Source organism: Streptomyces brevispora (assembly GCF_007829885.1).
In the GTDB taxonomy this organism is placed as follows: Bacteria; Actinomycetota; Actinomycetes; order Streptomycetales; family Streptomycetaceae; genus Streptomyces; species Streptomyces brevispora.
The window spans coordinates 5,467,677-5,484,479 of the sequence record NZ_VIWW01000001.1; the positions used below are offsets into that span (position 1 = coordinate 5,467,677).

17 protein-coding genes and 1 pseudogene are annotated in these 16,803 nt (G+C 69.6%); 15 read left to right on the top strand and 3 right to left on the bottom strand.

Going from position 1 to position 16,803, the window contains the following annotated elements; genetic code table 11:
- Window positions 1-123 precede the first annotated feature (123 nt).
- The 4 genes and pseudogenes from FHX80_RS25385 to FHX80_RS25405 all read left to right on the top strand — a co-directional run bounded on the left by FHX80_RS25385 (window position 124) and on the right by FHX80_RS25405 (window position 3,550).
- On the top strand, window positions 124-819 hold the full coding sequence (locus tag FHX80_RS25385) for a FadR/GntR family transcriptional regulator (protein ID WP_145766310.1): 696 nt from the start codon (window positions 124-126) through the stop codon (window positions 817-819).
- A gap of 586 nt (window positions 820-1,405) precedes the next feature.
- Window positions 1,406-1,948, top strand: a pseudogene (locus tag FHX80_RS25395) (FtsX-like permease family protein); the annotation flags it as partial.
- Window positions 1,945-2,637 carry an ABC transporter ATP-binding protein gene (locus FHX80_RS25400; protein ID WP_145766311.1) on the top strand — a complete coding sequence of 231 codons (693 nt, stop codon included), beginning with the start codon at window positions 1,945-1,947 and terminating at the stop codon, window positions 2,635-2,637. The pseudogene FHX80_RS25395 and the gene FHX80_RS25400, both read left to right, overlap by 4 nt.
- A gap of 379 nt (window positions 2,638-3,016) precedes the next feature.
- Window positions 3,017-3,550: a hypothetical protein gene (locus FHX80_RS25405; RefSeq protein WP_145766312.1), complete on the top strand. Its 534-nt coding sequence runs from the start codon at window positions 3,017-3,019 to the stop codon at window positions 3,548-3,550.
- A gap of 553 nt (window positions 3,551-4,103) precedes the next feature.
- On the opposite strand, the gene FHX80_RS34835 is transcribed toward FHX80_RS25405, so the two are convergent.
- Together FHX80_RS34835 and FHX80_RS25410 are read right to left on the bottom strand one after the other, a co-directional pair.
- Complete coding sequence (locus FHX80_RS34835; protein WP_167523637.1) at window positions 4,104-4,265, bottom strand: hypothetical protein; 162 nt, start codon at window positions 4,263-4,265, stop codon at window positions 4,104-4,106.
- A 295-nt stretch (window positions 4,266-4,560) separates the two neighbouring features.
- Window positions 4,561-5,292 (bottom strand): FadR/GntR family transcriptional regulator, encoded by a 732-nt coding sequence (locus FHX80_RS25410; RefSeq protein WP_145766313.1) that lies wholly within the window; start codon window positions 5,290-5,292, stop codon window positions 4,561-4,563.
- 170 nt (window positions 5,293-5,462) lie between these two features.
- Between FHX80_RS25410 and FHX80_RS25415 the strand changes: the two genes are divergently transcribed.
- From FHX80_RS25415 to FHX80_RS25435, 5 genes are all read left to right on the top strand, one after another.
- Complete coding sequence (locus FHX80_RS25415; protein WP_145766314.1) at window positions 5,463-7,058, top strand: ABC transporter substrate-binding protein; 1,596 nt, start codon at window positions 5,463-5,465, stop codon at window positions 7,056-7,058.
- 179 nt (window positions 7,059-7,237) lie between these two features.
- A complete protein-coding gene (locus tag FHX80_RS25420; RefSeq protein WP_145766315.1) occupies window positions 7,238-8,188 on the top strand; it encodes an ABC transporter permease in 951 nt (316 codons plus the stop codon).
- A gap of 1 nt (window position 8,189) precedes the next feature.
- Window positions 8,190-10,160: a dipeptide/oligopeptide/nickel ABC transporter permease/ATP-binding protein gene (locus FHX80_RS25425; RefSeq protein WP_145766316.1), complete on the top strand. Its 1,971-nt coding sequence runs from the start codon at window positions 8,190-8,192 to the stop codon at window positions 10,158-10,160.
- Window positions 10,157-11,164: an ABC transporter ATP-binding protein gene (locus FHX80_RS25430; RefSeq protein ID WP_145766317.1), complete on the top strand. Its 1,008-nt coding sequence runs from the start codon at window positions 10,157-10,159 to the stop codon at window positions 11,162-11,164. Before FHX80_RS25425 ends, FHX80_RS25430 begins: the two co-directional genes overlap by 4 nt.
- Window positions 11,161-12,096 (top strand): dihydrodipicolinate synthase family protein, encoded by a 936-nt coding sequence (locus FHX80_RS25435; RefSeq protein ID WP_145766318.1) that lies wholly within the window; start codon window positions 11,161-11,163, stop codon window positions 12,094-12,096. The genes FHX80_RS25430 and FHX80_RS25435 overlap by 4 nt, the downstream gene beginning before the upstream one ends.
- A gap of 91 nt (window positions 12,097-12,187) precedes the next feature.
- On the opposite strand, the gene FHX80_RS25440 is transcribed toward FHX80_RS25435, so the two are convergent.
- The gene (locus FHX80_RS25440) at window positions 12,188-13,054 is read right to left on the bottom strand and encodes a chaplin (RefSeq protein WP_145767490.1); all 867 of its coding nucleotides are present in this window, start codon (window positions 13,052-13,054) and stop codon (window positions 12,188-12,190) included.
- A 471-nt stretch (window positions 13,055-13,525) separates the two neighbouring features.
- On the opposite strand from FHX80_RS25440, the gene FHX80_RS25445 reads away from it, so the two are divergent.
- From FHX80_RS25445 to FHX80_RS25470, 6 genes are all read left to right on the top strand, one after another.
- A complete protein-coding gene (locus FHX80_RS25445; RefSeq protein WP_145766319.1) occupies window positions 13,526-13,927 on the top strand; it encodes a rodlin in 402 nt (133 codons plus the stop codon).
- Between the two features lie 291 nt (window positions 13,928-14,218).
- Entirely contained in the window at window positions 14,219-14,452 is a 234-nt protein-coding gene (locus FHX80_RS25450; protein WP_145766320.1) for a chaplin, read from the top strand.
- A 496-nt stretch (window positions 14,453-14,948) separates the two neighbouring features.
- Entirely contained in the window at window positions 14,949-15,239 is a 291-nt protein-coding gene (locus FHX80_RS25455; protein WP_145766321.1) for a hypothetical protein, read from the top strand.
- A gap of 183 nt (window positions 15,240-15,422) precedes the next feature.
- Window positions 15,423-15,833: a rodlin gene (locus tag FHX80_RS25460; RefSeq protein ID WP_145766322.1), complete on the top strand. Its 411-nt coding sequence runs from the start codon at window positions 15,423-15,425 to the stop codon at window positions 15,831-15,833.
- Between the two features lie 184 nt (window positions 15,834-16,017).
- Entirely contained in the window at window positions 16,018-16,209 is a 192-nt protein-coding gene (locus FHX80_RS25465; RefSeq protein ID WP_145766323.1) for a hypothetical protein, read from the top strand.
- Window positions 16,210-16,328: 119 nt separating this feature from the next.
- Window positions 16,329-16,739, top strand: a complete 411-nt coding sequence (locus FHX80_RS25470) for a rodlin (protein ID WP_145766324.1) — start codon at window positions 16,329-16,331, stop codon at window positions 16,737-16,739.
- Window positions 16,740-16,803 lie beyond the last annotated feature (64 nt).

Genomic DNA, 16,803 nt, shown 5'->3' on the forward strand with positions numbered 1-16,803 from the left:
GATCCGGGGCCGGTCGGGCTACGCGGATCGAGACGTGAGACGTAAGATGTCCTATGTCTGGCCTTACCTTAAACAGATGCTCCTGTGACCGGTCAAGGGGCAACGGCACCTCAGGAGGACGTTGTGGCGCGGCCCACCATGGCTCAGGACATCGAGCGCAGGATCAAGGAACTGATCCTGGAACGCCGGCTCGCTCCGGGCGACGCACTGCCCACCGAGGCGGAGCTGATGGAGCTCTTCGAGGCCGGGCGGGTGTCGGTGCGCGAGGCGCTCAAGTCGCTCCAGGCGGTCAACGTCGTCGAGATCCGGCGCGGATTCGGCACCTTCGTGGGCTCGCTCTCCCTGTCACCGTTCGCCGAGGGCCTCGCCTTCCGCGCGGCGGTCCGCCACCGCCAGGGCGAGCCGGGCCTCGCCGAGCTGATGAAGGTGCGCGAGGCCCTGGAGGCCGGACTGGTGGGCGCCGTCGCGGCCGGGGTCCCGGACGAGGACCTCGAAGTGCTGCGCGCGCTGGTGGCGAAGATGGAGGAGGAGGCGGGCACCGGCCGGGTCGCGCGCGGCACCGACCGGGCGTTCCACCTCGCGCTGTACGCCTCGCTCGACAACCACCTGCTCAGCGAGGTGCTCGACGCCTTCTGGGCGGCGATGGACCGGGTGCGCGAGGACCTCGACGACGGTCACCAGGACCCGTGGGTCACCTGCGCCCAGCACCGCGAGATCGTCGCGGCGGTGGCGGCGGCCGACGGCGTGCGCGCGGTGAAGGCGATGCGCACCCACTTCGACGGCATCCGCATCCGCCTGGAACCGTCACCGGTTCTGTAGCCGTCACTGGTTTCGTAGCCGTAGTCCCGGTCCGGCGCCTGGTGTGGCCGTTCCTTGCCGTTCCTGGCTGTTTCTCGCCGTCCTCCGCCGTCCTCCGCCGTCCTCCGCCGTCCTCCGCCGTCCTCCGCCGTCCCCCGCCGTCCTGGATCCGCCCCGGTGATCGCGGTGACGGCCATGCGGACCGCGCGGTCGGTCACGGCCACGTGGTCGTCGCCGGCCTCCAGCGCCGTGGTGGCCGCGTTGACGATCCCCTGGAGGAGCAGCGCCGTGCGGCGGGGGTCCTCGCCCAGTTCGGTGAGGGCGCCGATCAGCGGGGTGAGCAGCTCCCGGTGGGCCTGCGCCGCGCTCTCCCGTACCACCGCCGCATCCCGGACCCGGGCCAGTGTCTGGGCGATCCGGTGCTCCCCGCTGCGCACCAGGTCCAGCTGCGACGACACATAGGCGGCGATCTTCTCCTCGGGCGTGCCGGCCGCCGACATGCCGGCCCGGATGGCGTCCGTCCACCGCGGCATCGCGTCCTCGACGACCGCGGCGAGCAGCTCGGGACGTCCGGGGAAGTACTTGTACACGCTGTTGCGGGCGAGACGGCACCCCCGCGTCCGCGAACACCGCGATCCCGAGCCAGTACAGCGCCCTCGCCCTGCGCACCCCGCCGACCGGGATCTCCACGGCCGCCCTCGACGCGCGCCACGCCACCACCGCCCTCACCAAGGAGAAGGCGTACGAGGCGGCCCCCGGCTACACCGGCGAGCGCGTCACCATGAACTCGGTCCAGGTCTTCCTCTACCTGATCGCACCGCTCGTCGTGGGTGCTTTCTTCGCCGTGTGGACCGTGCAGCGGCAGCCCGAACTCGCCCTGCTGCGGGCCCTGGGCGCCTCCCGCCGACGGCTGCTCGGGCACACCGTGTTCCAGGCGGCCCTGGTCGTCGTTCTCGGCACCGCGGCCGGTGCCGTGCTCGCCGGGGCGGTCGGACTGCTCGTCGGTGAACAGGTGCCGTTCAGCCTGCCCGCCGCCACCCTCGCCGGCACTATGTTCACCGTCGCGGCCGTGGGCCTCGCGGGCACCGCCCTGACCCTGCGCCGGGTCACCCAAGCCGACCCGCTGACCATGCTGGGAGCCAACCGATGAGCCTCGAACTGAGCGATGTCACCGTGGCGTTCGGCAGCGCCGACGCCCGCACCACCGTCTTCGACAGCCTGGGCGTCACCTTCGAAGCCGGGCGGATGACGGCACTCGTCGGCCCGTCGGGCTCCGGCAAGTCCACCCTGCTCGCCGTCGCGGGCGCACTGCTGCGGCCCACCGCCGGGCAGGTCCTGCTGGACGGCCAGGACCTTGCCGTGCTCTCCGAGGCCCAGCGAGCCCGGGTGCGGCGGGAACGGATCGGCTACATGTTCCAGAGCGGCAATCTGTTCTCCGGCCTGGCCGCGTCCGACCAGCTGCTCGCCGCGGTCTCCCTGACTGGCCAACGCCCCCGCGCGCACCGTTGCCGTGCCGAGGAGGCCCTGACCCGGGTGGGGCTGGGGCACCGCCTGCGCCACCGCCCCGAGCAGCTCTCCGGCGGTGAACGCCAGCGGGTCGCCCTGGCCCGTGCGCTCTTCCTCTCCCCGAAGCTCCTGCTGATCGACGAGCCGACGGCGGCCGTGGACCGCTCGCAGGCGGGAGATCTGGCCGCGCTCCTCGCCGAACGCACCCATCAGGACGACTGCGTCACGGTGGTGGCCACGCACGACCCGGCCGTGGCGGAGGCGGCGGACCGGGTCGTGGACATGGCCGCCCTGACGGCCGGCGCGGCCCGGCCCGTGGCGCTCTTCTCCTGACCTTCGATCAAGATCAGGATGGTTGGAAGACCACGAGATGGGTCAGTTTTGATCCGCCGTCAGAGGGTCACGATTCGCCCGTCACCGACACAAGCCGCACTTCCGGGTCCCCGGTCCCGAGATGCCCGATGCCACGCAGGTCCCGCGTGAAGCTCTCCTCCAGCGAGACCGTGTCCGGGTCGAGCCTGAGGTGGACAAGGACCGTCTCGGCCTTCTCCGAGCGTGGTCCTCTCTCCGACGTTGCCGGGGGCCGGTGCCGGACCTTTGATCCGAAGGCAGCTCATCTGCTGGATCGACGCGGAACCCGGCATCGGGGAGCAGTCATCTCTGCCGAGTTCCGGCAATGAGTTGGAGCGGCGCGCGTGACAAGCTCTGGGGTATGGAGTCGAGTTTCAAGTTGCACGGGGGCGCCGCGGCCGGGTCGAGTGCCGTACTGCTGTTGTTCGCCGCGCTCACTTGGCTGCCGGGGACCTTGCCGCTCACGGGCTCGAAGTGGCCGATGGTGGCGATCGCGGTGCTTCTCTTCCCGATCTGTATAGCTGCCGTGGTGCGCATGCTCCTGAGCGGGGCGGACCGGCACTCGATCTGGCTCGCCTTTCGATGTCTGCCTGGCAGAGGGCAGGCAGTGCTTGGGGCTCTGGCCGTCTCGGGCGTCGTGCTGTTGTTTTTCAGCACGGCCGGTTCGGGGAACCGGCAGGCGCCAGAGGTCAAGGACGGCCGATACTTCGTTTTCGAGGTGACTCCCGAAGCACGCGGCACGATTGAGGTCTCGTACAGCCAGTACGAGGCCGTCCTCGAGAACGAGCAGCGGTTCATGCTCGCGATCCCAAGCGCGCTCTTTGCCGGGGCCGCATATGTCGTCTTTGCGGCAGGGGAGTTGCGCCGGGCGGATGTTCGGTGCAGATCTTCGTAGCCGGTGCAGGTCTGACGATTCCAGATCGTGGCTGATCGCTTGTCACCCGTGCCGACACCGACGGTCACGCTTGGAGGCCCGCCCCGGCGGCAACGGTGCAATCGACGCGCCTGGTCGCAGCGCTTGTGAGGGTGGCGATCATGCGGTGCTGCCGGTCCTCGGCCGCCGTGCGCGACCTGGACCCCCGCCGTCGCCGGCGGAAAGGATCGGCTGTCGGAGGGCGGTTGGAGATGCGGACCAGAGTGTTTCGGCGGCCGGTGTACGTGTGGCTTCCCGTAGCCGGGGCGATGACGTCCTACGTCTGTGCGGTTTGACCGCAGGTCGGTGGGACGAGGAGCCGAAGGCGGCGTTCGCGGTCGCCCGGATCGCGATCTTCTTCTGGGCGCTCGGATGGGACTGGGCCATCCGAAGCACTGCCACCCACGTGTCCCTCACGAACTTTCTCGCGGCCGCAACGGCTGCCTGGACCGATGCCGACGCGATGGATGCGCACGATGGCCTGACCATCATCTTGAGAGACGGGCGCGAGAGGGGATCGGTCGCGTTCGGCAGTTCACTGCTGGGAGCCTTCACCGGCCACACGGCCCACGCCATCGACGGTCAGGCCCTGGGACGTGAGCGTGCCGGGGTGGGTGCGGCGGCCTGCGCGCTGCCGGTCGCGGTGACCACCAGCATGGCGGGCGCTGAGCAGTGCGACAGGGACTGTTCGCTGCATGGGCGATCTCTCTTCTCTCGGAAGGGAGGTGCTTCTCGAAGGGTGGGAGATGGGGGCGCCGGGATTGCGGGGTGTGCGGGGGCGGACCGGGCGGCACGGAGGTGCCTTCCGGGGAGCGGCCCGGAAGTGCCCGGGTGCACGGTGAAGCACCGGACATCAGACGGATGACGTCAGATGTCCTGTCGCCGTACGAACCCTAGGCACCCCTGCGGCGCCCGTCAAGGGACTGCCGGGCCGGGTCCGTGAGGGGCGGGGGCCCGGCCCCGTCGCCGCGCCGGAGGCGTCGGCGACCGGTTCAGCCCTTGGCGCCGTCGCGGGCCCGGGCCTCGGAGATCCGGCGCCTGACCGGGGCGTAGTGCTCGCCGAGCGCCTGCATGAAACCGGCGATGTCCCCGGCTCGCGCGGCGTCCACGATGTTCTGATGGGCCGCGATCGTCGCCGTCTCGTCGGCGTGGGTGAATCCGTCGAGATGCGGCGCGACGATCGTGTACACGTCCCAGAAGGCCATCGAGAGCTGGCCGATCAGCTCGTTGCCCAGTGGGGCGACGAGCAGTGCGTGGAACGCCCGGTCGGCGTCCACGAATCCGTGCCCCTCGGAGGCCCCGGTCTCCCGCATGGTGGCCACCAGGCCGTCCAGCGCGTCGAGTTGCTCCGGCGTGAGCAGCGTGACGATCCGGTCGGCCATTCCGCGCTCGAAGAGCTCGCGCACGTCGACCAGATCGGCCATCACCTGGAAGTCGTCGTCGGGGGAGAGCAGCCCGCGGAAGGTCAGGCTCTCCACCAGCGCGGACAGGCTCAGCCTGCCGACGTACGTGCCGTGCCCGTGGCGGACCTCGACGATGTCCAGCGCGTTGAGGATCTTGACGGCCTCGCGGACGCTGGAGCGGCTGGCGCCGAGGGCCTCGCACAGGGCGGGCTCGGGGGGCAGCGGGTCCCCGGGGCGGAGCCGTTCTTCGAGGATGTACCGCTTGATGCCGTCGACGACTTCCTGCCGGAGCAGCTGCCGGCCGGGCCTCGTTCCGGACATATGTGAACTCCCCACCTCTTGACCCCTCTCGATTGTCAAGCTACGTTCCCACGCTATCAAGGCATCAGACATCTGACGTCTGATGCTCTAGGTTCCGCGGTCCCCCGTGAACCACCGATCCCACGCCTGCCGTCACCCCGACGCCCCACCTCAAAGTCCCTGGAGGACCCGTGCCCGAGCTGAGATCAGCCGGTGTCGAGCGCCGCACCTTCCTGCGTTACACCACCGCTGTCGGTGCCGCGGCTGCCATCACGGCAAGCCTCGCCGCCTGTGGCGGACCGTCCTCGACCACCGACGGATCGTCGGACAAGGGCAGCGGCAGCGACCTCATCGAGGCCGGACTGTCCTACCCGCTGTCGACCGGCTTCGACCCGATGATCACCTCGGGCGCGACCCCGTACGCCGCCAATATGCACATCTTCGAGGGTCTGGTCGATCTTGATCCGGCAACACTCGTGGCACGCCCCGCGCTCGCCACCGAGATGCCGAAGAAGATCAACGCCACCACCTATCGGGCCACGCTGCGCAAGGGGGCGACCTTCCACGACGGATCGGCCGTCACCGCCGACGACGTGGTGTTCAGCTTCGAACGCATCCTGGACCCGAAGAACGCCTCGCTGATGGCGCAGTTCGTGCCCTTCATCGACACGGTCAAGGCCGTCGACGCCGGTACGGTCGAGTTCAAGCTCAAGTACCCCTTCGCGCTCTTCCCGTCCCGCATCGCCGTGGCCCGGATCGTCCCCAAGAGGATCGTGGAGCCCGACCCCAAGGCCTTCGACGCCAAGCCGGTCGGCTCGGGCCCGTACAAGTTCGTCTCGGCCACCCGCGAGGACAAGATCGTCTTCGAGGCCTACGACAAGTACAACGGCGCCCACCCCGCCAAGGCCAAGAAGATGGTCTGGCGCCTGATGTCCGACCAGTCGGCCCGCGTCAGCGCGATGGAGTCGGGCCGCGTCCAGGCCATCGAGGACGTCCCGTACATCGACGTCAAGCGGCTCTCCGGCAGCGCCAAGACCGAGTCCGTGCAGTCCTTCGGGCTGCTCTTCCTGATGTTCAACACCGCCGACAAGCGGTTCGCCGACAAGCGGGTCCGCCAGGCGCTGCACTACGCCCTGGACACCGAAAAGATCATCTCCACCGCGATGGTCGGCAACGCCGCGGCGGCCACCGGCTATGTGCCGGCCACCCACCCCGATTACCACAAGGCCGCCACGGTCTACACCCACGACGTGGCCAAGGCGAAGCAACTGCTCGCCGACGCGGGCGTGAAGAACCTTTCCTTCACCGTCCTCACCACCGACACCGGCTGGGTCAAGGACATCGCCCCGCTGCTCAAGGAGAGCTGGGAGCAGGCGGGCGTCAAGGTCACCCTCGACATCGCCCAGTCCCCGGCCCAGTACGCCAAGGTCGACAAGGGCGACTTCGATGTCCTCGTCGCCCCCGGCGACCCGTCGGTCTTCGGCAACGACGCGGACCTGCTGCTGCGCTGGTTCTACTACGGCTTCTGGCCGGAGAACCGCTACGGCTGGGGCAAGTCCGACGCGTACAAGAAGGTCAAGCAGACCCTCGACAAGGCGGCCCAGGCGGGCGACGAGGCCAAGCGCAAGGAGCTGTGGGGCCAGATCACCGACCTCGTCGCCGACGAGGCCGCGCTCTACCCGATCCTGCACCGCAAGCTCCCCACGGCCTGGGCCGACCAGGCGCTGCCCGGCTTCAAGCCGCTGCCCACCACGGGCCTCTCGTTCCTGGACGTCGGCCGCGCCTGACCGGCCACCACCGGGCCACCGGTGGCCGCCGCACCGGCAGCCACCGGCCCGGTGAGACGGCCGCCGCCCCGGCCGCCGGCCCCAACCCGGCGCCTCTCACCCGGCGCCAGATCGCCCGGTCCGGGACAACACACCCCCGCTGTCCCGGACCGGCCCGCCCAACCGCAAGGAACCCGACGATGGTTGCTTTTCTCCGGCTCGCGCTGCGCCGCGTCGCGATGATGCCGGTGATGATCCTCGGTATCGCGCTGCTCGTCTTCGTGGTGCTGCAGTTCTCGCCGGCCGACCCGGCCTTCAACGCGCTCGGGGAGAGCGCCACTCCCGAGGCCCGCGCGGCCTTCGCCGAGGCCAACGGCCTGAACGACCCGCTGCCCGTCCGCTACTTCCACTTCCTCGGCCAACTGCTCCACTTCGACCTCGGGATGACCGTCCCGCCGAGCCAGCCCGTCGTCGACCGCATCACCGCAGCCTTCCCGCTCACGCTCCAGCTGACCGTCCTCGGCCTGATCCTCGCGATCGTCCTGGCGGTCGTCTTCGGCGTCGTCGGCGCGATGTACCGCGACCGCTGGCCCGACCAGCTGTTCCGGGTGCTCTCCATGGCCGGGGTCGCCATCCCGTCCTTCTGGCTCGGGGTCCTGCTCATCCAGCAGTTCGCACTCAACACCCGGATCTTCCCGACCGGCGGCTACACCAACCCGGCCGACTCCTTCAGCGGCTGGCTCACCTCCATGGCGCTGCCCGCCTTCTCGCTCGCCGTGCCCGTCGCCGCGTCGCTCGCCCGTCTCGTACGGACCTCGATGGTCGCCGAACTCGACCGCGACTACGTCCGGACCGCACGCGGCAACGGCCTCCCGGTGTTCCTGGTGATCCGCTCGGTGCTGCGCAACGCGCTCGTCACCCCGCTCACCGTGCTCGGCGTCAAGGTCGGTTACCTGCTCAGCGGCGCCGTCGTCATCGAAGCGATCTTCGACCTGCCCGGCATGGGCAAGCTCATCCTCGAAGGTGTCACCGGCGGCGATGTCGCCCTGGTCCAGGGCACCGTACTGACCATCGCCATCGCGTTCCTGGTGGTCAACGTCATCGTCGACCTGCTCTACCTGCTGGTCAACCCGCGCATCAGGACGGTGTGACATGTTCGCCACGGGCCGTCTGGCCAATAAGCTCTCCCGACCGGGCATCGCGTTCCGCGCCCTCCCGGTCACCTCCCGCATCGCGCTCTGCGTGCTGCTCGTCGTCATCCTCGGCGCGGTGTTCGCCCCGCTGCTCACCCAGGACCCGCTCACCACCGGCACCCCGGTCCAGGCCCCGGGCGCCGACCACTGGTTCGGCACCGACCGGGCCGGCCGCGACATCTTCGCCCGCGTCGTGCACGGCTCGCGCTACTCGCTGGTCATCGGACTCGGCTCGACCGCACTGGCCCTGGTCGCCGGCTCCCTGCTCGGCGCACTCGCCGCCACCTCGCGCAAACTCGGCGACGAGTCCGTGATGCGCACCCTCGACGTGGTGATGTCGTTCCCGCCGATCGCCCTGGCCGCCGTTCTCGTCGCGGTCTTCGGCACCAGCGTCCCGGTCATCATCTTCACCATCGCCTTCGTCTACACCCCGTCGCTGGCCCGGGTGGTCCGCGCCAACGTCCTCTCCCAGTACGGCGAGGACTACGTCGCGGCAGAGAAGGTCATCGGTGCCCGGCGCGGCTACATCGTGCTGCGCCACGTCGCCGTCAACTGCATGGCCCCGGTCATGGTGTTCGCCACCGTGATGGTCGCCGAGGCGATCATCTTCGAGGCGAGCCTCTCCTTCATCGGCGCCGGCGTGCAGGACCCCGACCCCAGCTGGGGCAGCGTCCTGGCCTACGGCCGGCAGATCCTCCTCGCGGGCGGCTGGTGGGCCACGTTCTTCCCCGGCCTCGCCCTGCTGATCACCGTGCTCGCGCTGAACATTCTCTCCGAGGGCCTCACCGACGCCTCGGCGGCCCCGAGGAAGGCCCGTACCGGCGCGGAGCCCTCCCACACCACCGCGGCGCCGGACCCGGTGGAGGCCCGCTCCACCGTGGACATCGACGCCGCCCTCGCCAAGCTCGCGGAGCGCATCCACGCCAACGGCCCGGCGATCAACCCGGTTCGCGAGGACGCCGCCGAACTCCTGGTCGTACGGGACCTCGCCATCCGCTTCCCCGACCGGTACGGCACCGTCCCCGTCGTCGACTCGCTCGACTTCACCGTCCACGAGGGCGAAACCCTCGGCCTGGTCGGCGAGTCCGGCTGCGGGAAGTCCATCACCAGCCTCGCCGTCATGGGCCTCCTCGCCCGCAACGCCGAGGTCAGCGGCGAGATCCTCTACCGCGGCCGGGACCTGCTGAAGCTCCCGCCGAAGGAACGCCGCGCCCTTATGGGCCCCGAGATCGCGATGGTCTACCAGGACGCGCTCTCCTCCCTCAACCCGTCCGTACTCGTGGGCACCCAGCTCAAGCAGCTCACCTCGCGCGGCGGCACCAAGACCCCGGCCGAACTCCTCGAACTGGTCGGCCTCGCACCCGAACGCACCCTGCGCAGCTACCCGCACGAGCTCTCGGGCGGCCAGCGCCAGCGCGTCCTGATCGCCATGGCCCTGTCCCGCAGCCCCCGCCTGCTCATCGCGGACGAGCCGACCACCGCCCTCGACGTCACCGTCCAGGCCCAGGTCGTCGAACTCCTCGTCCGGCTGCGCGACGAACTCGGCTTCGCCATGGTGCTCGTCTCGCACGACCTCGCCCTCGTCGGCGACCTGTCGCACCGCGTCGCGGTGATGTACGCGGGCAGGCTGGCCGAGATCGGCGACACCCGGTCGGTACTCACCGCCCCCACCCACCACTACAGCCGCGGCCTGCTCGGCTCGGTCGTCTCCCTGGAGGCGGGCGCCGAACGGCTCCATCAGATCCGCGGCATCGTCCCCGCACCCCAGGGCTTCGGCGAGGGCTGCCGGTTCGCCTCGCGGTGCGGCGCCGCCACCGAACTGTGCCGCACCACCACCCCCGCACTCACCGCACTCGGCGGCGCGCACGACCACGGCTTCGCCTGCCACCACCCGGCGAAGGCCGCCCAGCTGGAAGGGAGCGCCCTGTGATCAGGCTCGACGGCGTCCACGTACGCCACAAGGCACGCAGCGGTGGCGTGTTCCGCCGCGACGCCGTGCACGCACTCACGGACGCGAGCCTGGAGGTCGAGCGCGGCGAGATCGTCGGCCTGGTCGGCGAGTCCGGCTGCGGAAAGTCGACGATGGCCCGGGTGCTGACCGGTCTGCAGAAGCCCACCGAGGGCACGGTCACCTTCCACGGCAAGGACCTGTGGGAGATGTCCGGGACCCAGCGGCGCGACGACTTCGGCTCTGCCGTCGGCGTCGTCTTCCAGGACCCCTCCACCGCCCTCAACCCGCGGCTCACGGTCCGTCAGATCCTGCGCGATCCGCTCGACGTGCACCGCCGCGGCACCCGCGCGGAGCGCGAGGCACGCGTCGAGGAACTCCTCGACCTGGTCGGCCTCCCCGGCCACACCCTGGCCGCACTGCCAGGACAGCTCTCCGGCGGCCAGCGCCAGCGCGTCGCCATCGCCCGCGCCCTGGCGCTCGAACCGGAACTGATCGTCGCCGACGAACCGACGTCCGCGCTCGACGTCTCGGTCCGCGCCCAGGTCCTCAACCTCCTGGTGGACCTGCGCGAACGGCTCGGCCTCGGCATGGTGTTCATCTCGCACGACATCCAGACCGTGCGCTACCTCGCCGACCGCCTCGCCGTCCTCTACCTCGGCCGCATCGTCGAGGAGGGACGCGCGGCGGATGTCGCGGGCGCCCCCTCGCATCCGTACACCGAGGCGCTGCTCTCCGCGACCCCCAGCCTGCTGGAGACCACCGAGCGCATCGTGCTCACCGGCCCGGTCCCCTCGGCGACAAACCCGCCGACCGGCTGCCCGTTCCGTACCCGCTGCTGGAAGGCGGACGACGAGTGCGCCACGGTCTTCCCGGTCCGCACCGACGGCCCCGACGGACACCGCTGGCACTGCGTCCACCCCCAGACCCCCGCGTCCCCCTCCGGGGACCCGACCCCCGTACCGTCCGCAAGGAGCACCGCATGACCGCCCGAACCCCCCGTTACTCGGGAGTGATCCCGCCCGTCGTCACCCCGCTGACCGCGGACGGCGAGCTCGACCGCGCCTCCCTAGAGCGGGTCGTGGGGCATCTCCTCGACGGCGGTGTCAGCGGGCTGTTCGCCCTCGGCAGCTCCGGCGAGACCGCCTATCTGACGCCCGGCCAGCAGGACCAGGTCATCGAGGTCATCACGGCGGCAGCCGCGGGCCAGGTGCCGGTCCTCGTCGGAGCGATCGAGACCACCACCAACCGGGCCATCGAGCGCGCCAACCGCGCCGCCGAGCTCGGTGCGGACGCCGTCGTCGTCACCGCGCCGTTCTACACGCGCACCCACGACATCGAGATCGACCGCCACTTCAGGGACGTCGCCGCCGCCGTCGACCTGCCGCTCCTCGCGTACGACGTGCCGGTCTGCGTGCACAGCAAGCTCGACCCGGAACTGCTGCTGCCGCTGGCCGCCGACGGGGTACTGGCCGGGGTGAAGGACTCCAGCGGCGACGACGGCTCGTTCCGCCGTCTCGTCATCGGCGCCCGGGAGCTGCCCGGGTTCTCCGTGCTCACCGGCCATGAGCTGGTCGTCGACTCGATGATGCTCGGCGGCGCCGACGGCTCGGTCCCCGGGCTCGGCAACGTCGACCCGCACGGGTACGTACGCCTCCACGAGGCGGCGGTACGCGGTGACTGGGCGGCGGCGACCGCCGAGCAGGACCGCCTCGTCGGGCTCTTCGACATCATCCGCGCCGCCCGCCCGGGAACGGCTTCCGCCACCGCCGCCGGACTCGGTGCGTTCAAGACCGCGCTCATGCTGCGCGGGATCATCGCCACCAATGTGATGAGCCCGCCGATGCGCCGGCTGGACGTCGCGGAGACGGCGACGATCGCCGAGTGCCTGGACCGCGCGGGGCTCTCCAGGGCCTGACGGCCCGCCCCGTCACGCGGACGGAAGGACGAAAGTGTCTGGTCGGACAGCTTGGGCTGTCCGACCGGACCCTTTCAGCGCGTGGGGTGGGTCAGCTCTGCGAGTTGCGGCTGCGCCGGATCAGCAGGCTGCCGCCGAGCACCATCGCGGCGCTGGCGCCACCGGCGATGCCCAGGTTGCTGTTCGCACCGGTGTGCGCCATCTGCGGCGGCGTGTGGTGCGCCGGCTTGTGGTGGTGCCAGGTGTGCGTCGGCGGGTTGTGGTGCCAGGTGTGCGTCGGCGGGTTGTGGTGCCAGGTGTGGGTCGGCGGGTTGTGCGTCGGAGGGTTGTGGTGCGGCGGGGTGTGCGTGGGCGGGTTGTGGTGCGGGGGCTTGGGCGTGGGCGGGTTGTGGTGGTGGCCGGGAGGGCAGTCACCGTTGTGGTGATGGTGGTGATGCCCCGTCTTCGGCGGCTGCGGGGGCTGGTGCTGCACCGGCGGCTGGGGGTGCACAGGAGGTTGGTGGTGCACCGGAGGCTGGTGCTGGACCGGAGGCTGCGGGGTGTCGGTCCCTCCCTCGTCGTTCTCGCACCTGTTGCCGAACGCCGAGTTCAGCGCGCCGACGACGTCGACCGTGTTGCCACAGGCGTTGACCGGGATGTCCACCGGAGCCTGGATCAGGTTGCCCGACAGCACGCCGGGGGAGTTGGCCGCGACGCCGTTGGCGCTCGCGCCCTGGGTGTCGCCGGTGCCCGAGCCGCCGTCGACGTTCTCGCACTCGTTGCCGAACGCCGGGTTCAGCAGGCCGATCACGTCGACCGTGTTGCCACAGAGGTTGACGGGAACGTGCACCGGCACCTGCACGGCGTTCCCCGAACCGACCCCGGGTGAACCGATGGCGGCGCCGTCGGCCGAGGCGTCCGCGAAGGCGTAGCCGCCGGAGGCGGTCAGGATGCCTGACGCCGCCGCCATGACGAGCACGCTTTTACTCAAGGCTTTTCGCATTGGTTGCCCTTCCTTAGGACAGTTCGCGCGGGCGTATTGCCCGCAGTTCATTCATCAGCCGATGCAGCAACCATCGGGCATGCCAGGTCTGCTGGGTCAGCCTCCCGTCGGGCGGGCTTGACTCCACCCAATAACGAGACCGGCGCGATTGGGAAACGTGGAAATCGTGAAAATCGTGTGTCCACTCGAACGGGTTACGCATAAGCGTTCGTTTCCGGGATCTGGCGTATTCGACCACACCCGACGCCGCACGGATGAATAGCTGTTGACGCTTGAATCACTTACCGTATCTGCCGTGCTTACCGAATGTGCGGTGGATTGCGCGGCCTATTTCGCACGAATGTCCGTGAGGCCCCGGCATTTGGGTGAATGGAGATAACCAAACGTCCGGCAGCGAGTTGGTCAGTGTGCTCCGGTACGGGGCATCCAGTACGAGAAGGGTTCATCGTGATCAAGAAGGTCCTGGCTACGGGTGCCGTTGCCGCCTCCATCCTCGGTCTCGGCGCCGCGCAGGCGATGGCCATCGGCAACGACGGCGGCACCACGTCGGTCAACGGCAACGGCGCCTCGCAGTCGTTCGGCAACGCCGAGACCCACGGCGACGGCAGCCCGCAGTTCGGCCTGGTCCAGGGCTCGCTGAACAAGCCCTGCATCGGCCTGCCGGCCAAGGCCAACCTCGGTTCGCTGATCGGGTTCATCCCGATCGCGGTCCAGGACGTCAACGTCCTGTCCTCGCCGCAGAACCAGCAGTGCACCGAGAACTCGACCCAGGCCAAGGGTGACGAGCCGCTGTCGCACATCCTGGACGGCATCCCGGTCCTCTCCGGCAACGGTGCCGGCAACAGCTGATCCGGCTGAGCACAGGCCCGGGCCGCCGGCATTCCTCCTCCGAGCGGCCCGGGCCTGCTGCTGCCCTCCAGGGGCTCGCCCGTGCGCAGTCCGACGATCGCGACGGTGACGTCGGGTGATCGGAACTGCGTCATTCGGGCGGACTTCGAGGAATCCTCGTCTCGAAGAGTTTCGCGTACCGTCCTAAATCGTTACGAATTACAGCGGCGGAGTTACGAGTGATTCAGAACCCGCGCTCGTGCGGCACGAAATTCGTCGCCGCTCCGGACTCCGTCAAGGAAAGGGTTGAAAGTGAAGTACACCAAGATTGCCGCCGTCGCCGCCGGAACCCTCATGGCGATGGGTGCCGCCACCCCGGCGTTCGCCGACTCCGGCGCCGAGGGTTTGGCCGTGAGCTCCCCGGGCGTACTGTCCGGCAACGTCGTCCAGGTCCCGGTCCACGTGCCGGTCAACGTGTGCGGCAACACCGTGAACGTCATCGGTCTGCTGAACCCGACGTTCGGCAACACCTGCTTCAACGTCTGATCGTTGTATCGCTGAGCCCGTCTCGGCACCGGTCTGCCCCGGATCGCATCTCCTGCGATCCGGGGCATTCCTCTTTCCTGCGTTCTCCGTCCCGGGAGTTCGCGGCCCTGCCCGGACGCGGTGGAAAGACGTGAGGCATTTCCACCGGCCCGGGGCGCGGTGCGCCGGCGGCTGGGGGCGGACATCCGGGCGGGCGCGCGGGACGGAGTACCGACAGTGCACCACCGATTCGTGTCCGCTGTCCCGCAGTCACACCCGATTCAGTGATTAGTCATGCAATCGATCGAGCGGTCCGGCGAGTGGTGCGGTGAGCAGTCCGGCCAGTTATCCGGCGAGTTGTCCGGCGAGTGGTTCCGAGAAAAGTCGAAAGCTCCAGTTGCCCGACCGCAATCGGGTCGTTAGGCATCAGGAAAGCGGCAGGAGTCTCAGCTAAAGAAGGCTGGTGCGGCGCGAGGACGCGACCGAAACAGCTGCCGCAGCAGAAGGGAACCCGAAAGTGAAGTACGCGAAGACTGCTGCGTTCGTTGTCGGTTCCGTGGTCGCTCTCGGAACGGCTGCTCCCGCCTTCGCCGTCACCACCGCCATGGCTCCGAACTTCAGCCTCGACAGCGGCGTCAACCAGGTGATGGCGGCGGCCCCGCAGGCCGTCTACCCGGTCGTCGACACCGTCGGAGGCGCCGCCCAGGCACTGCAGAAGGACGGCACCGTCACCAAGGTCGCCGGCCAGGCCACCGGTGCGGCCAAGAGTGCGGCCCCGCTCGTGGGCGGCCTCCCGCTCGGTGGCTGACCCGTCCCAGGACGGCAGTTCCCGACTCGAAGCGTTCCGCATCTCTCCGGTGCGGTGCCTCCCGTGAACAGACGGATGGCAGAAGCACCGTTCGAGTGAAGCGCCACAACCATTCCCGCCGCCGTGAGTTGATCAAAGCGCTCAGGACAGGCGGGCAACAGAAAACCCCAGAAGGGCTATTTCATGATCAAGAAGATTATGGCCTCGGCAGCCGTCGCTGCTTCCATCGTCGGCGTCTCCGCCGCGGCGGCCCCCTCGGCCATGGCGATCGGCAACGACCAGGGCACCACCTCGGTCAACGGCAACGGTGCCATGCAGTCGTACGGCAACTCCGCCACCCACGGCGACTGGAGCCCGCAGTTCGCGCTCATCCAGGGCTCGCTCAACAAGCCCTGCATCGCCCTGCCCGCCAAGGTCAACGCCGGTTCGCTGCTCGGTGTCGTTCCGGTTTCGGTCCAGGACCTCAACGTCCTGTCGTCGCCGCAGAACCAGCAGTGCACCGAGAACTCCACTCAGGCCAAGGGTGACGAGGCGCTGTCGCACATCCTGGACAACATCCCGATCCTGTCCGGCAACGGTGCCGCCAACAACTAGTGGTTCCTGTTCCACCCGTGGGGCCGACTCGTCCACGCGGCAGCCGATGTCCGGCCGCCCGGACGCGTCGGCCCCATGCCGTGTGCCCGGGGTGCGGCCCGGAACGTCCCCGAAAGGACGGGCCGCTGGGCCGGTTGCCGTAGTGACACCGGGACGTGCCCGCCGTACCGGGTATGGCCCACTCATGGACAATTACGACAGCAGCCGCCCGCAGGACCGGCACCGTCACGCGGAAGACGTCACACCGATCTACGACCGCCTCCTCGCCGAGTGGCAGGCGACCCGGGGCGATCCGCAGCCCGCGGAGCCCGGCCCGCCCCGCGCGGGCGGCCTCGTACCGGCGGCACGCACCTCGGGCGAGGCCTTCCAGGGTTGACGGCAAGGCGTCGAACTTACGCCGGATGCAACCCATTTGAGTGGAACTGCGCAACCGACGCCTCCGTAAGGGGTTGATCAGTACGTTCCAGAACGGAACGCTTCGAAAGGTGAAGTGTGATGAAGAAGATGATGGCCGGCGCGGCAGTGGCCGTGTCCATGGTCGGCCTGTCCGCCGCGATGGCCCCCTCGGCCATGGCGATCGGTAACGACCAGGGCACGACGTCGGTCAACGGCAACGGCGCCGTGGACTCGTTCGGCAACGCTGTGACCCGGGGCGACGGCAGCCCGCAGGTCGAGCTCGTCCAGGGCTCGCTGAACAAGCTCTGCGTCGGCGCGCCGATCAAGGCCAACGCCGGTGCGCTCGTGGGTCTGCTCGTGCCTGTCGCGGTCCAGGACATCAACGTCCTGCACTCGCCGCAGAACCAGCAGTGCGCCGACAACTCCGTCCAGGCCAAGGGCGACGAGGCCCTTTCGCACCTGGTGGACGACATCCCGGTCCTCTCCGGGAACGGCGTCGCCAACAACTGACGCCTGACACACGTGCCACGGGCGGTCCGGGAAGTTCCGGGCCGCCCGCGGTCCGTCGGCGGGG

What these genes read in the sequence shown, in the direction of transcription:
- FHX80_RS34835 (WP_167523637.1), bottom strand. Translation starts at nt 4,265, where the DNA reads ATGCAGCGAACAGTCCCTGTCGCACTGCTCAGCGCCCGCCATGCTGGT.
- FHX80_RS25460 (WP_145766322.1), top strand. Translation starts at nt 15,423, where the DNA reads ATGATCAAGAAGATTATGGCCTCGGCAGCCGTCGCTGCTTCCATCGTC.
- FHX80_RS25470 (WP_145766324.1), top strand. Translation starts at nt 16,329, where the DNA reads ATGAAGAAGATGATGGCCGGCGCGGCAGTGGCCGTGTCCATGGTCGGC.
- FHX80_RS25420 (WP_145766315.1), top strand. Translation starts at nt 7,238, where the DNA reads ATGGTTGCTTTTCTCCGGCTCGCGCTGCGCCGCGTCGCGATGATGCCG.
- FHX80_RS25400 (WP_145766311.1), top strand. Translation starts at nt 1,945, where the DNA reads ATGAGCCTCGAACTGAGCGATGTCACCGTGGCGTTCGGCAGCGCCGAC.
- FHX80_RS25405 (WP_145766312.1), top strand. Translation starts at nt 3,017, where the DNA reads ATGGAGTCGAGTTTCAAGTTGCACGGGGGCGCCGCGGCCGGGTCGAGT.
- FHX80_RS25425 (WP_145766316.1), top strand. Translation starts at nt 8,190, where the DNA reads ATGTTCGCCACGGGCCGTCTGGCCAATAAGCTCTCCCGACCGGGCATC.
- FHX80_RS25465 (WP_145766323.1), top strand. Translation starts at nt 16,018, where the DNA reads ATGGACAATTACGACAGCAGCCGCCCGCAGGACCGGCACCGTCACGCG.
- FHX80_RS25410 (WP_145766313.1), bottom strand. Translation starts at nt 5,292, where the DNA reads ATGTCCGGAACGAGGCCCGGCCGGCAGCTGCTCCGGCAGGAAGTCGTC.
- FHX80_RS25435 (WP_145766318.1), top strand. Translation starts at nt 11,161, where the DNA reads ATGACCGCCCGAACCCCCCGTTACTCGGGAGTGATCCCGCCCGTCGTC.